Annotated in this window: 13 protein-coding genes and 1 pseudogene; 10 read left to right on the top strand and 4 right to left on the bottom strand. The window is 44.4% G+C overall.

What is annotated here, in order from left to right; genetic code table 11:
- Nucleotides 1–10 precede the first annotated feature (10 nt).
- From tnpA to F6K63_RS23820, 8 genes and pseudogenes are all read left to right on the top strand, one after another.
- Nucleotides 11–415 (top strand): annotated as a pseudogene (gene tnpA, locus F6K63_RS23855) (IS200/IS605 family transposase).
- Between the two features lie 12 nt (nucleotides 416–427).
- Complete coding sequence (locus F6K63_RS23850) at nucleotides 428–724, top strand: helix-turn-helix domain-containing protein (RefSeq protein ID WP_287313279.1); 297 nt, start codon at nucleotides 428–430, stop codon at nucleotides 722–724.
- 474 nt (nucleotides 725–1198) lie between these two features.
- Nucleotides 1199–1471 (top strand): microviridin/marinostatin family tricyclic proteinase inhibitor, encoded by a 273-nt coding sequence (locus F6K63_RS23845; RefSeq protein WP_287313278.1) that lies wholly within the window; start codon nucleotides 1199–1201, stop codon nucleotides 1469–1471.
- Nucleotides 1472–1663: 192 nt separating this feature from the next.
- On the top strand, nucleotides 1664–2044 hold the full coding sequence (locus tag F6K63_RS23840; RefSeq protein ID WP_287313277.1) for a microviridin/marinostatin family tricyclic proteinase inhibitor: 381 nt from the start codon (nucleotides 1664–1666) through the stop codon (nucleotides 2042–2044).
- A gap of 161 nt (nucleotides 2045–2205) precedes the next feature.
- Nucleotides 2206–3459 carry an RNA-guided endonuclease InsQ/TnpB family protein gene (locus F6K63_RS23835; protein ID WP_287313276.1) on the top strand — a complete coding sequence of 418 codons (1254 nt, stop codon included), beginning with the start codon at nucleotides 2206–2208 and terminating at the stop codon, nucleotides 3457–3459.
- 248 nt (nucleotides 3460–3707) lie between these two features.
- Nucleotides 3708–4697 carry an MvdC family ATP-grasp ribosomal peptide maturase gene (locus tag F6K63_RS23830; RefSeq protein ID WP_287313275.1) on the top strand — a complete coding sequence of 330 codons (990 nt, stop codon included), beginning with the start codon at nucleotides 3708–3710 and terminating at the stop codon, nucleotides 4695–4697.
- A gap of 440 nt (nucleotides 4698–5137) precedes the next feature.
- A complete protein-coding gene (locus tag F6K63_RS23825; RefSeq protein WP_502708348.1) occupies nucleotides 5138–6139 on the top strand; it encodes an MvdD family ATP-grasp ribosomal peptide maturase in 1002 nt (333 codons plus the stop codon).
- Nucleotides 6140–6330: 191 nt separating this feature from the next.
- Nucleotides 6331–6639, top strand: coding sequence for a hypothetical protein (locus tag F6K63_RS23820; protein WP_008184757.1), 309 nt, complete (start codon nucleotides 6331–6333; stop codon nucleotides 6637–6639).
- Nucleotides 6640–6968: 329 nt separating this feature from the next.
- Here F6K63_RS23820 and F6K63_RS23815 read toward each other — a convergent pair whose 3' ends face one another.
- Nucleotides 6969–7559 carry a hypothetical protein gene (locus F6K63_RS23815; protein ID WP_287313273.1) on the bottom strand — a complete coding sequence of 197 codons (591 nt, stop codon included), beginning with the start codon at nucleotides 7557–7559 and terminating at the stop codon, nucleotides 6969–6971.
- A gap of 258 nt (nucleotides 7560–7817) precedes the next feature.
- A complete protein-coding gene (locus F6K63_RS23810; RefSeq protein ID WP_008184753.1) occupies nucleotides 7818–9524 on the bottom strand; it encodes an iron uptake porin in 1707 nt (568 codons plus the stop codon).
- A gap of 206 nt (nucleotides 9525–9730) precedes the next feature.
- Between F6K63_RS23810 and F6K63_RS23805 the strand changes: the two genes are divergently transcribed.
- Nucleotides 9731–9889: a hypothetical protein gene (locus tag F6K63_RS23805; protein WP_154659802.1), complete on the top strand. Its 159-nt coding sequence runs from the start codon at nucleotides 9731–9733 to the stop codon at nucleotides 9887–9889.
- Between the two features lie 194 nt (nucleotides 9890–10083).
- Here the strand turns inward: F6K63_RS23805 and F6K63_RS23800 are convergent, their stop codons facing one another.
- Nucleotides 10084–11832 (bottom strand): iron uptake porin, encoded by a 1749-nt coding sequence (locus F6K63_RS23800; protein WP_287263868.1) that lies wholly within the window; start codon nucleotides 11830–11832, stop codon nucleotides 10084–10086.
- A 208-nt stretch (nucleotides 11833–12040) separates the two neighbouring features.
- On the opposite strand from F6K63_RS23800, the gene F6K63_RS23795 reads away from it, so the two are divergent.
- On the top strand, nucleotides 12041–12199 hold the full coding sequence (locus F6K63_RS23795; RefSeq protein ID WP_154659802.1) for a hypothetical protein: 159 nt from the start codon (nucleotides 12041–12043) through the stop codon (nucleotides 12197–12199).
- A gap of 178 nt (nucleotides 12200–12377) precedes the next feature.
- Here F6K63_RS23795 and F6K63_RS23790 read toward each other — a convergent pair whose 3' ends face one another.
- Nucleotides 12378–14123: an iron uptake porin gene (locus F6K63_RS23790; protein WP_008186397.1), complete on the bottom strand. Its 1746-nt coding sequence runs from the start codon at nucleotides 14121–14123 to the stop codon at nucleotides 12378–12380.
- Nucleotides 14124–14591: the final 468 nt, after the last annotated feature.

Genomic DNA, 14591 nt, shown 5'->3' with positions numbered 1-14591 from the left:
ATAAAATAAATTGAGAAAGAGCGGTTTTGAGTACAGACACTACAACCATGCGGTCGGGGTGTGTACTGTACATTTAGTATGGATACCGAAAAGAATAAAAAAGGTATTGGTAGGAAAGATTAGGGATAGGATTTACGAAATTTTTACTGAGATAGCTTCGGAGAAGAACTGGAATATTAAAGCTTTAGAGGTTGCTCCTGATCATATTCACCTTTTTGTAGAGATAAATCCAACAGATGCTATTTATCAAGTAGTCAGGGCTTTCAAAGGCAGAAGTGCAAACTAATTGCGAAAAGAGTTCCCTGAATTAAAAAAACTGCCATCTCTTTGGACTAATAGTTATTTTTTTAGTACCGCAGGGAAGGTGAGTAGTGAAACTATTCAGCGGTATATCAACGACCCTCACCACGGATAAGAAGGTGGCTTTATGAAAAAGCCCCGTCCTCTAACCGAACAAGACCAAGCCTTAATCCAGCGCTACAGTAACTGCCAATTGGGGATGACACCACAAAAGTTTTATCGCAAATGGTTAGTGACTTACGAGGTCATCGCCTGTATTTGCTCCCGTAGTGATGCCACAGTACAGCGCTGGTTTGCCAGAGGTGATAACTATCGCTCTCCGATGCCCATTGATTTGTATCATCTGGCCATAATGGATTTCCTTCTGGAGAATTTTGAAGAAATGCCTGAAAAACTCCAGAATTTCCTGTGTCCCCCAGATTAATATCAAGTCCGGTTAAATACCCATCATAAAAGTGTGGGGAGATGGGGAAATGGGGAGATGGGGAGATGGGGGAGATTTGATATCCAGGTAGCATCGCTACTGTCAGGCTTGGGTAATGGCTAAGGTAATTGTGATTACTCTAGTACCATTACCCATTACTAAAAATAATACTAATGGTTCAAAGTAGGACTACAGAGAGATTCCTAAGACTATGAGACATAATTGTTATTTTTATGTCCCATTATTTTTTTATTATTAAGTGTAGAATTAATTTAGCTTGCTAAGATACTACGTAATCCTTAAAAACTATTGATCATAAAGGATTTATTGAAATCACAATTTATGGTTAATTTAATAGCAAGCAAAAATAAATTGTGATTTATTTGTTACCTGTCATCTACTCCCTGCTCTCTTTGCTAAAGGCTAGTTTAACTAGCCAGTAATGTCAATCAATTATCTAGGAGTAATTTGACGATGTCAGACATGAAAAATCCAGAAAATAATCCCCAAGCAGTTCCCTTCTTTGCCCGCTACTTGGAAGGACAATTTATTGAAGATTTATCTAAAGAAGAAATGGAAGCTGTCAAAGGTGGTACTGTATTGCCCCCTCAGCGCGGTATCACAACCAAGTATCCATCTGATCGGGAAGATTGGTTGCCCGTAACCCTGAAGTTTCGAGATGATGTATTTGTGACTCTGAAGTATCCATCGGATAATGATGAAGAAGTTATATTAGTAGATAATTAAAAATTTTCGCCAATTTGGCGTTACAGCTAGGAGGGCATGGCTTTTAATAGATTTATAGGGAAATAGTTGTGTCTATTTGTTGTGTCTATTCTGTGTCTATATCATGGATATATTCATAGTTATGGACATCAGTTAGCCACATTCTATGTCCTATTTCCCCACATCTTATTTATCCACTAGGAGTTAAAAGCCATGTCTAATATAGACAAACCAGAAGAAAATTCCCAAGCAGTTCCCTTTTTTGCCCGCTACCTAGAAGGACAATGGTGCGAAGAGCTATCTGAAGAGGAAATGGATGATGTTAGAGGTGGTCGCGGATTTCCGATGACAGAGAAGTTCCCCTCTGATTTTGAAGATGGTGCCGGATGCTTTACCCGCAAGTATCCCTCAGATCACGAAGAGGGTGGTGGTGGTCCAGCCTTGACTAAGAAGTATCCCTCAGATCACGAAGAGGGTGGCGGTGGTCCAATTGCGATGACCCGGAAGTACCCATCGGATCAAGAAGATGGTGGCGGTGGTTCAGTTGTGACCCTGAAGTTCCCCTCTGATGAGGAAGATGCTCCCCACAAGTAATATCCTATCGAGTTGACTATAGGGTTTACTAATCAGCGTGAGGTACATCTAAATTTTATTCGCTGTTCCGAAACTCCGAAGCTCCCTTCTAAAACCAAGAAGGAAAGTACCTCACCTAATTTAAAACTGCAATAACACAATTAACAAAGGTCAAGAATTCGATGCAGCAGGTAATTACTGCAAAGCTGAAGTTGAACTGCACACCGGAGCAAAAGCAAAAGCTTCGTGCAGTTACTTTAGCTTATCGTGATGCCTTGAACTATACATCGAAATTGGCGTTTGACAACGGCAAACTTTCCTATGCAGCTAAGTTACAAAAGCAAGTTTACTACGACCTTCTAAAACGCTTTAGGTTACCAGCCCAAATGGCATGTAACGTACCTCGACAGGTAGCTGCAATCTATAAAAATCTCTGGATGAAAGTAGAGCGTAATGCTAATCACTTAAAATCCGGCATTACCAACAAGCGTTACAAAGGGTTAGATACCCCTCCTAAATTCAGAGCTCGGACCTGTACGTTTAGTTACAAGCGTGACTACTCCTTTGTTAAAGGTAAAGCTAGCCTAGTTACCTTAGAAGGTCGCATAAAAGTTGACTACTCCGGATATCAAAAGCACTTAGACTTGATTCATTCAGGTATTGCCAAAATAGGGACGGCAATAATTTGCTATGCTGAAACAACTAAAACTTACTATTTACTAGTAAGTTTGGAGTTAGATATACCCGATATTAAACCTGAAGCAATCAAACGTGTTGTTGGTGTGGATGTAGGTCAGCGCTATCTAGCAGTAACGTTTGATACGAATAACACACCTGGTTTCTTTTCTGGCAAGTCAGTAATTCATAGAGCTAATCGTTATTATAAAACGAAACAAACTCTACAGCGAAAAGGCACTCGTTCGGCTAGCAGACGGTTGAAAGTCCTGTCAAAACGAGAGAGACGGTTTAACGCTGATATTAATCACTGTATTGCCAAACGTGTAGTGATTCCTGGCTCATTAATTGGTCTAGAAAATATTACCCATAATGGGGATAAAATTAATTCAATTAAACTAGGGCATGAACCCTATACAAAAAACTGTAAACCCCATATAAATAAAAAGACTTGGGAGTTTACTAAGTTACATTGCTTCATTGACTATAAAGCTGTTTTGGGTGGCGCTTTAGCGATTAGAGTTGATGCTGATTTTACCTCCCAGTCATGTCCGCGTTGTGGTCATACCAGTAAAGCCAATCGACCCAATAATGGATTAGATTTTGATTGCATGGCTTGTGGATACAAACTACATGCTGATTTAGTCGGAGCCAAGAATATCGCACTGAGAACTCTCCTCTTGAGGCAAGACTTTGAGAGGACGGGGCGACTTTCAACCGTCCCTGATGTGTCCCAGGATGAAACCAAAACTCTAGACTGAGGGGATTGCCAAAGGCTAGCCTATCTCGGAACTTAGATTGGAGGTGGACTGTAGACACAATCCCCTTGCCAAGACGAGGTGTACTCGATTAGGGTACTCGATTAGGAAGGGGTAGTTGAAATAATTGCCGATACTATTTCTCGCTTTGCGTCAACTGAGCTTTTGAAACCCGCGATCAGCCCTCAGCAATTAGCTTTGGGCTGAGTGTTATGTATTTAACCGTTATTTATTCTTCAGCATTTAGGTATATGAACCGATCCCGTGATATAATACTATTGATAACCCACAGTGGTGATTATTTCACTATTGATAGAGTAGCGGAAGCCCTATCAAAACGAGGGGCTAAACCTTTTCGCTTCGATACCGATCAATTTCCCAGTAAGGTGCAACTAGCAGCTGGTATCACTAGCAATGGGCTTAGTTACCAGTTAGACTATAGTGGACAGTCGATTAAAACCGAAGACGTGCAAGGGGTTTGGATGCGACGACTCTGGCATCCACAAGTCAGCCCAGACTTAGCTCCCCAATTCCAAGACGCTTGCGTTAGGGAATCATTAGCAACCATTGATGGTTTCTTAGATCATCTCAACCATGCTCGTTGGGTAGATAGGTTAGAACGAATCCGAGAGGCAGAAAACAAACCACGTCAACTCAGAATTGCCAATGAAGTTGGTCTGCTCGTTCCCCGCACTCTGGTCACGAATAATCCAGATCGGATGCGGGGTTTTTTTGCTGAGGTTGGAGGAAAGATGGTGGCTAAGTTGCTTACTCCTCTTTCCTATAGTATGGAAGCCTCTTCTTTTTTCCTATATACCAGCGTTGTCAAAGAAGAAGACCTCCAAGAGGCAGAAATGTTGCGCTATAGCCCCATGGTCTTCCAAGAGGAGATTCCTAAACAGCGGGAGTTGCGAATAACATTCGTGGCGGGAAATCTATTTGTAGGAGCTCTCGATGCTTCTCGGTATTCTGCAACAACGATGGATTGGCGCTCTGCTAAACCAGAAGACTGTGCTTGGGAACCTGATCAATTGCCCAGTGAGGTTGCCCATGGCCTGAATGCTTTGATGGCAAGGTTGGGACTAACCTATGGCGCTATTGATATGATTGTCACCCCAGACGGTGAGTATGTCTTCCTAGAAGTTAACCCCACTGGCGAATGGGGCATGCTAGAGCGAGATTTAGGTTACCCCATTTCTGATGCGATCGCAGATGCCTTGTTGTCTGAGGTTGCCAATTAAGGCAACAGGCAACAGGCAACAGGCAATAGGCAATAATAAAGATATTTTTAAGGCAATAATATCTCTCATTATTAATGATTTTTTTAATAAAAACTGTACAGCATAAGTGCAATCAACCCTATAAAATAAACAAATTACTATAAATTATGATTTATTTATCTTTGCTATTCCCTGTTTTAATCTATTCAATAGATAATGTTGAATCGTGCAATATATTATTTATTTATTTATTTATTTTGAGTGTAGGGTATTAATTTGGAATAATTAACTTTGGTTGGAAAATTTTTATTTTTACTTTTTGATTGATACTTAACAAGTTTATTCTCCCGATTCCCTACTCCCTACTCCCTACTCCCTACTCCCGATTCCCTACTCCCTACTCCCTACTCCCTACTCCCGATTCCCGATTCCCGATTCCCGATTCCCGATTCCTATTAACAATGACAGTTTTAATTATTACCCATAGCCAAGACAACGAAAGCATTCCCCTAGTGGTAAAAGCCATTCAAGAAAAAGGGGAGAAAGCCTTTCGGTTTGACACTGACCGATTTCCCACAGAAGTCCAACTAGATGTCTACTACGGTAAGAATACAGACGGTAAGAATACAGAAAGGCTAATCCTGAAGTCTGAGGAAGAAAAGCTAGATTTGCAGGAGGTCTCAGCAGTTTGGTATCGGCGCATTGCTATGGGGGCAAGAATTCCCAGCACCATGGATCCGCAAATGCGGCAAGCCTCTGTACAAGAATCTCGTGTAACTATCCAAGGTATGATTGCCAGTATCGATGGCTTCCACTTGGATCGGGTCCCTGTGGTTGAGCAAGCCAAAAATAAGCAGTTACAGCTAAAAGTAGCACGGGAACTCGGGATAGATACTCCCCTTAACCTCACCACCAATAATCCCGCAGCAGTGGTGGAATTTGCCAAAGAATGTGAGTCAGGTATAATCACCAAGATGCTTTCATCCTTTGCCATCTATGATCAGCAGGGACAGGAGCAGGTAGTGTTTACCAATCCGGTCAAACCGGAGGATTTGGACAACTTGGATGGACTAAGGTTCTGTCCAATGACCTTTCAGGAACATCTGCCTAAGGCACTAGAGTTACGAACGAAAATTGTCGGAAAGCAAGTGTTCACTGCTTCGATAGACTCTCAACAGTTTCCAGGTGCTCGTTATGACTGGCGGCGACGGGGCGTTGATTCCCTAAACGCTTGGCAGCCCTATCAGCTGCCCCAGGATCTGGAAGAAAAGTTGCTGAAGCTAATGGATTACTTTGGGTTGAACTATGGCGCGATTGATATTATTCTAACTCCCGATGGTCGCCATGTATTTCTTGAGGTCAATCCAGTGGGAGAATTCTTCTGGCTTGAGCTTTGCCCTGGCTTACCAATTTCCCAGGCTATTGCTGATGTTTTGCTGAACTTGGTGCCACGCCGTTATTAGTACTAATTTTTTTTAGCAGCACTAGAGCTTGTAGGGTGGGCAAAAGCAGTTTGGTTGTTTTGAGTATTTTAGATAATGGAACTTTGCCCACCTTACTTTAATTGGTATTTTTTTTACAGGGAAGTGTGGGGAGATGGGAATTCCCGATTTCCCGATCTCCAGACTATAGCTACTTTTAGTTACAGTTAATAATGAAAAATCAATTATTTTATCTAATTAAAATAACATCTACTATTTTAATTACTTGCGCTTTAGGTCTAGAAATTTGGTATATTTATTTACAGTTAACCCATGGCTCTCTACCAAGTAACCTCTATGCTGCATTGTGCCTAGGAAGTATTGCTCTAATCTCCCATTTTATTGAAGGTGTAATCGCTGCTTTTAAAGCTAACAGTTGTGATAAAAATCCTATAAATTATGGCATTTATACTTTTTTTGTCGGGTTTGTTGGATTGTGGGAATTATTTAATCCAACTTCAGAAAGTTCTAGTTATAAATAAACCGTTGTACTGGGTTATTTCCGGATCTCAAGCAAAAAATGATCGTTCTTAATCCCATATCTTACTAACTAGGGCGCTCTAGCGGACGCGATCGCTAATAGTTCGCTTTTTGCCTACAGGTGTTGCTCGCGCCCCTAAGCTTGATGCGGTTATAGGTAAAGATCGGATGTTGCTGAATCAAGAAATGCCAAATAATTATATATAAGATGGGGTTCTTATAGTAATAATGCTTCCCAAACTCCCGATTCCCGATTCCCGTTCCCCTCCTGGGAGGGGTTAGGGGTGGGTTCCGATTCCCGACTCCCGACTCCCTTCTTATTAATACTCACCTAACGTGCCCGTAATTCTGTTTCTAGTTTCCCTAAATCCTCTTTCAGGAAAACCGTAAGTTGCCCAATGAAAGCCTTGCCGGTATCATTTTGAGTTATTTCTATCCAATAGCCGTATTGTTCTCCTAACAAGAGTTGACCCTGTTCAGCTGACCACAGTGGTAGGTTTTGTCGCCGTGATAACTCTAAGATTTCTCGAGAGGGATAGGTATATACAAACTGAGCGCTATTGTAATCTCGATAAATCTTTGGACCATAGACAGTGCGCAGGGATTCCTCCAGGCGTTCGAGGGTTACCCCATTAACTTGGTCATGGATAGCAATGCGTTCACTGCGAATTGTACTCCGGTCTTTTGGATAAGAGATGGTACCAGGAGGCAAGACCGTGGCTTGAAAGGTAAATCGTTCCCCAGCTGTATCACTTTTGCGAACTACTAAGCCATCTCCAATACCAGGCCGTAGGGTGGGGTGACCGTTAATCCATGCAGCAACTTGATCAGTTCTCTGACCAGGCAGGGCGTTAACCCCATTGCCGGTTAGTGCGAATATAATGCCCAGTGATAGAAATGACCCTATTTTAATAACATTCATAGAGAGCACCTATTACCTGAATCTTGGGTAAATTTTAGCACTTTAATTAATACCCAAGCATAAAAATCCCGACCTCGAAAAGAAGTCGGGGTTGTTACTAAAGCAACATGGCTTTTAGAGCTAGTGGTGCGTTACGGGACAAGCTATCCCAACCCTGACGACCGTGAAAATGATGGCTAGCAGGTCCCTAACGCACCCTACACAATATCTACTGATAACTGACAGCTGATAGCTGATAGCAACACCTAGAATGTTTCCCTAGAATCTAAAGGTGGTACGAATCGCTCCAACCCAAATCGTATCATTGTCATCATCGTGATTAGGATTGAAAATCACGTAGGCTCCTGGAGTAATCATGATGTTGTTGGTGATGGGGAATTTGTACTGTGCTTCAATTAGGTAAGAAGTATCATCATCTTCTGCATCAGTACCATCAATTTCGGTAGCCCTAGGTGGCACACCTCCAGCAAAACTCAGCACAGCTCCCTCTTTGCCAAAATCCACGAAAGACAGGTTAGCTGACCAAGTTAAGATTTCAGCATTGTCACCTTCAGACACCGCACCATTATCATCTTCTGCGATCGCATCAATGTAACCAAACCAACCGCCGATGTGAATTTGTTCGGTCAGGCGAAGACTGGCTTGTGCTCCTAAGCGATTAGCAGAGGTAGCCGTCTCGCCAAAGGGGCGCTTGGCTAGGTCACTACCAGTGCTACCGGAAAGATTAACATCTTCTCCTGGCTGGTAGCTACGGACGTAGGTCAAAGATAAATCCAAGTTATCAATCGGGGAAATACCCAGTTGAGCACCAGCGCTATAGGCACCATTGAACAATCCATCTCCCTGAGCAGGACTAGGAGCATCGCCATCATCAGCTAGATAAAGCAGTGATAGATTGATGGCATCACTAAATTGATAGGTGAAACCGCCACCAGCTCCTTCTGGTCCGCGATGGGTTACGGGGTTGCGGCGATTAAACCGGGATAACGCACCAACGCCACTGCTTTCCAGGAACGGGTTGGTCGGGTCAAAAACGTCATCCAAGGCAAGGCCAGATGTTCCCACATAAGCCGTGAATTTTGTACCAATGGGGAAACGGTAGAACACGTCAGGAATTTCCACATCGTTGCCACTATCCGCATCATGACCCAAGCGAGCCATGTCGGTACCAGTCACATCACTGAGTTGAGTAAAGTTTCCTGCCTCCAAACGAATTCTCAACCGGTCTTTCCCGGTGAAGCTGGTATTTAAGTTCAAACGTACCCGGTTGCTTAAGGTAATGTTTTGATCAATGTCATCTCCACTACCATCAGCTTGTTCTTCCCCAAAGGCACCAGCGAAGGTAAAGATCACCTCCCCTTGGAGTTTGGTGGTGGTAGAGAACTGATGGTCTTCTAGGAAAGCCACTCGACCTTCTAGGTTATCCACCCGTGCCCCTAGGGTAGCCAATTCTGCTTCAAACTCTTGAATCAGCCGTTGCAGGGTTTCCAAGTCTTCCCTGGTAATAAAATCAGCGGTGCTCGCCGCAATTAACCGCTCAATCTGGTTCAAGCAAGCATTTAAACCAGCCGCAAACTCATAACGAGTAGTTGCCCGGTTTCCACGGAATGTGCGGTTAGGATAACCAGCAATACAACCATACCTTTCTACCAGAGAGCGCAAAGCTTCATAGGCCCAGTCACCAGGAGATACATCCCGCAGTTGAGAAACACTGGTCACCTGCTCTAGGGCATCTACATCAGTACTGTTGCTGTTGTAGAGATTGATTTGTTTTAAAATTTGCGAGTTAGACTCACCCTTAGACTCACCGTTACCCTGGGCAACCGATAGCTCTTGTGGAGCCGGAAGGGTTTCAGTAGAAGATGCCTCAAGCTTGGGAGCACCATAGGCGCTGTTAGCCACCAGTAATGAAGCCCCTAGCAAAGCCGGGCTATATTTGATCGTATTCCAAAAACTTGTTGACATCCTTTGTCAATCAACCTCAACCCTAGTAGATTATACTCTTGGACTCAAATTAGTCCCCAACCCTTTATCTTAACCACTAGAATTAGTTATGTCTAGGACAACTCTGGATTAGCATATCATTTTTTGTGATCTTTCGAGAAAGATACTCATCCTCGATTGTAGTCACTTATGATATAGTAGTCGCCAGCGATGCAGAGGTGCGACCCGTGGCGAATTTAATTCTTAATGCGGAAAGCGCACCTAAGCGGTCTTGGGGGTTTCCACGGGGCTTACAGCGATGCAGCGCGGTCTTGGGGGTTTCCCCCATGAGCGACTGCATCAAGACAGGTGCGGACGCAGGTTCCGCACACAGCCCCTCCCCATGAGCGACTGCATCAAGACAGGGCACTCTAGAATTTTTAAATAAAAATAAAACCCTAGAACTTATAGGAAATGACAAAAGTCTCAAACCTAAGTAAGCGCAAGAGTTTGACTTCTGACTTCTGACTTCTCCTAAACTAATCAGCTATCTGCTAATAAATTACAGCAGATAGCTGATCGCAAACCCTAGAATTATTACCTAGAACTTAAAGGTGGTACGGATGGCTCCAACCCAAATCGTATCATTGTCATCATCGTGATTAGGATTGAAAATCACGTAGGCTCCTGGAGTAATCATGATGTTGTTGGTGATGGGGAATTTGTACTGTGCTTCAATTAGGTAAGAAGTATCATCATCTTCTGCATCAGTACCATCAATTTCGGTAGCCCTAGGTGGCACACCTCCAGCAATACTGAACACAGCTCCCTCTTTGCCTAAATCAATGAAAGACAGGTTGGCTGCCCAAGTGAAAATGTCAGCATTGTCACCCTCTTCAACAATCTCACCATTCTCGTGAATAAAATCATCTTCAGCGATCGCATCAATATAACCAAACCAACCGCCGATGTGAATTTGTTCGGTCAGGCGAAAACTGGCTTGTGCTCCAAAGCGATTGGCAGAGGTAGCCACCTCCTCGCCGAAGGGCTCCTTGGCAAGGCTACTCCCAGTGCTACCGGAAAGGTTGACATCGCCTCCTGGCTGGTAGCTACGGACGTAGGTCAAAGATAACTCCAAGTTATCAATGGGTGAAATACCCAGTTGAGCACCAGCGCTATAGGCACCATTGAAAAGTCCATCTTTCTGAGCAGGACTTGGAGCATCATCCCCGTCAGCTAGATAAAGCAGTGATAGACTCAGGGCATCACTAAATTTATAGGTGAAACCGCCACCAGCTCCCTCTGGCCCGCGATAGGTTACGGGGTTACGGCGGTTAAACCGGGATAAGGCACCACTGCCACTGCTTTCCAGCCAGGGGTTGGTGGGGTCGAAAATGTCATCTATGTCAAGGTCAGCGGTGCCCACATAAGCCGTGAATTTTGTACCAATGGGGAAACGGTAGTACAACTTAGTAATTTCCACATCATTGCCACCATCCGCATCATGACCCAAGCGAGCCATGTCGGTACCAGTGACATCACCACTGAGCTTAGTAAAGTTCCCTGCCTGCAAACGAGTTCTCAACCGGTCTTTACCAGTGAAGCTGGTATCGAAAATCAGACGTACCCGGTTACTTAAGGTAATGTTTTCATCAATGCCAACCTGATTCTCATCATCATCATCTATTTCTCCCCTGACATCATCATCAGCTTGTTTTTCCCCAAATGCACCAGCGAAGGTAAACAGAACCTCCCCTTTGAGTTTAGTGGTGGTGGAGAACTGATGGTCTTCTAGGAAAGCCACCCGACCTTCTAGGTTATCCACCCGTGCCCCTAGGGTAGCCAATTCGGCTTCAAACTCTTGAATCAGCCGTTGCAGGGTTTCCAAGTCTTCCCGGGTAATAAAATCAGCGGTGCTAGCTGCAATTAACCGCTCAATCTGGTTCAAGCAAGCATTCAAACCAGCCGCAAACTCATAACGGGTAGTTGCCCGGTTTCCACGGAATGTGCGGTTAGGATAACCAGCAATACAGCCATACCGTTCTACCAGAGAGCGCAAAGCTTCATAAGCCCAGTCTCCAGGAGATACATCCCGCAGTTGGGAAACACTGGTGACCTGGTCTATCGAATCTACATCCGTGCCCTGGTTGTTGTAGATATTGATTTGTTGTAGAATTTCCGAGTTAGACTCACCCGTAGCCTGGGCAACGGTTAGCTCTTGTGGAGCCACTTTAGTTTCAGTAGAAGATTCCTCCAGGCTGGGAGCACCATAGGCACTGTTAGCCACCAGCAGTGAAGCCCCTAGCAAAGCGGGACTATATTTGATCGTATTCCAAAAACTTGTTGACATCTTTTCTCAATCAACCTCACACCTAGTAGACAACACTCTTGGACTCAATGCAGTCCGCCACTTTGTCCTACAACCACGAAAATTCGTTAGTTATAGGACAACTCTGGATTAGCATATCATTTTTTTTGTGATTTTTCGAGAAAGATACTCATCCTCGATTTTAGTCACTTACGATACAGCAGTCGCCAGCGATGCAGAGGTGCGACCCGTGGCGAATTTAATTCTTAATGCGGAAAGCGCACCTAAGCGGTCTTGGGGGTTTCCACGGGGCTTACAGCGATGCAGCGCGGTCTTGGGGGTTTCCCCCATGAGCGACTGCATCAAGACAGGTGCGGACGCAGGTTCCGCACACAGCCCCTCCCCATGAGCGACTGCATCAAGACAGGGCAGTTAGGACATGACAAAAGTCTCACACCCTTTGTAAGCGCAAGAGTTTGACTTGTGACTTGTGACTTGTGACTTCTCCTAAACTAGTCAGCTATCTGCTGATAAATCACAGCAGATAGCTGATAGCAATACCTAGAATTTGTACCTAGTATTTTTACTTAGAACTTAAAGGTGGTACGGATGGCTCCAACCCAAATCGTATCATTGCCTTCATCGTGATTAGGATTGAAAATCACGTAGGCTCCTGGAGTAATCAGGATGTTCTTGCTAATGGGGAATTTGTACTGTGCCTCAACCAGGTAGGAAGTATCTTCATCTTCTTGTTCGGTACCATCAATTTCGGTAGCCTTAGGTGGCACACCCCCGGCAATACTGAACACAGCTCCCTCTTTGCCTAAATCAATGAAAGACAGGGTGGCTAGCCAAGTGAAGATGTCAGCATTGTCACCTTCTTCTACCGTACCATTATCATCTTCTGCTTCAGCATCAATATAACCAAACCAACCGCCGATGTGAATTTGTTCGGTCAGGCGCAAACTGGCTTGTGCTCCTAAGCGATTGGCAGAGGTAGCCGTATTACCGAATGGTTCCTGGGCCAGTTCACTACCAGTGCTACCCGAAAGATTGACACTGTCTCCTGGCTGGTAACTACGGACGTAGGTCAAAGATAGATCCAAATTATCAATGGGGGAAATACCCAGTTGAGCACCAGCGCTATAGGCACCATTGAACAATCCTAAGCCCTCACCGGGATTAGAAGCATCACCATCATCAGCCAAATAAAGTACTGATAGTTTCAAGGCATCACTAAATTTATAGGTGAAACCGCCACCAGTTCCGGTTACTCCCCGATGAGTTAGGGGGTTACGGCGGATAAACCGGGATAAGCCACCACTGCCACTGCTTGCCAGGATGGGGTTGGTCGGGTTGAAAATGTCATGCAAGTCCAGGCCAGTGGTTCCCACATAAGCCCTTAATTTCTTACCAATGGGGAAGCGGTAGTGCAATTCAGTAATTTCCACATCGTTGCCACCACCGGCATCATGACCCAAGCGAGCCATGTCGGTACCAGTCACACTACTGAGCCTAGTAAAGTTCCCTGCCTGCAAACGAGTTCTCAACCGGTCTTTACCGGTGAAACTGGTATCGAAGTTCAGACGTACCCTGTTGCTGAAGGTAATGTTTTCATCAATGCCTTCCTGAGCTTCTTCGTCATCATCATCGTCTTCGTCATCTCCATCTAATCGCCTTTCTTCAGCTTCAGCTTGTTCTTCCCCAAAGGCACCAGCAAAGGTAAACAGAACTTCCCCTTTGAGTTTGGTGGTGGTGGAGAACTGATGGTCTTCTAGGAAAGCCACCCGACCTTCTAAGTTATCCACCCGTGCCCCTAGGGTAGCCAGTTCTGCTTCAAACTCTTGAATCAGCCGTTGCAGGGTTTCCAAGTCTTCCCTGGTAATAAAGTCCGCTGTGCTCGCCGCAATTAACCGCTCAATTTGGTTCAAGCAAGCATTCAAACCAGCCGCAAACTCATAACGGGTAGTTGCCCGGTTTCCACGGAATGTGCGGTTAGGATAACCAGCAATACAGCCATACCGTTCTACCAGAGAGCGCAAAGCTTCATAAGCCCAGTCACCAGGAGATACGTCCCGCAGTTGGGAAACACTGGTGACCTGGTCTATCGAATCTACATTTGTGCCCTGGTTGTTGTAGATATTGATTTGTTTTAAAATTTCCGAGTTAGACTCACCCGTAGCCTGGGCAACCGTTAGCTCTTGTGGAGCCACTTGAGTTTCAGTAGAAGATTCCTCAAGGCTGGGAGCAGCATAGGTATTGTTAGCCACCAGCAGCGAAGCCCCTAGCACAGCGGGACTATATTTGATAGTATTCCAAAAAATTGTTGACATCCTTTGTCAATCAACCTCACACCTAGTAGACAACACTCTTGGACTCAATGCAGTCCGCAATTTTTTCCTATAACCACTACAATTCGTTAGTTATAGGACAACTCTGGATTAGCATATCATTTTTTGTGTGATCAGGGGAGCTAGCTTTTCGAGAAAAATACTCGATTGTAGTGACTTACGATACCAATCCTTTTAAGCAACAGAGCAATCGTTGTCTGTGCGCTCTAGATTATACGGCTTGAGGTTGAAGGGGAGGTAAGGCTTTGGTAATAATCAGGTTAAGAAAGATGCTTTTATGTTTAGCTGTCCGGCAAAATTCATCCCACACCTAATGCTTAGCATAGGTGTGGGATGAATTTTGCACAGGGTATTATAAAATTGCTATAATATATGTACTGATAAACAAAGCCGTTCGCGTAGCGTGGCCTACGGCCTTAAATGCTGGGCAAGTCAGCCACTTACGTGCCT

The organism is Moorena sp. SIO1G6 (assembly GCF_010672795.1).
Classification (GTDB): domain Bacteria; phylum Cyanobacteriota; class Cyanobacteriia; order Cyanobacteriales; family Coleofasciculaceae; genus Moorena; species Moorena producens.
This window is presented reverse-complemented; position numbering and strand designations above follow the sequence as displayed.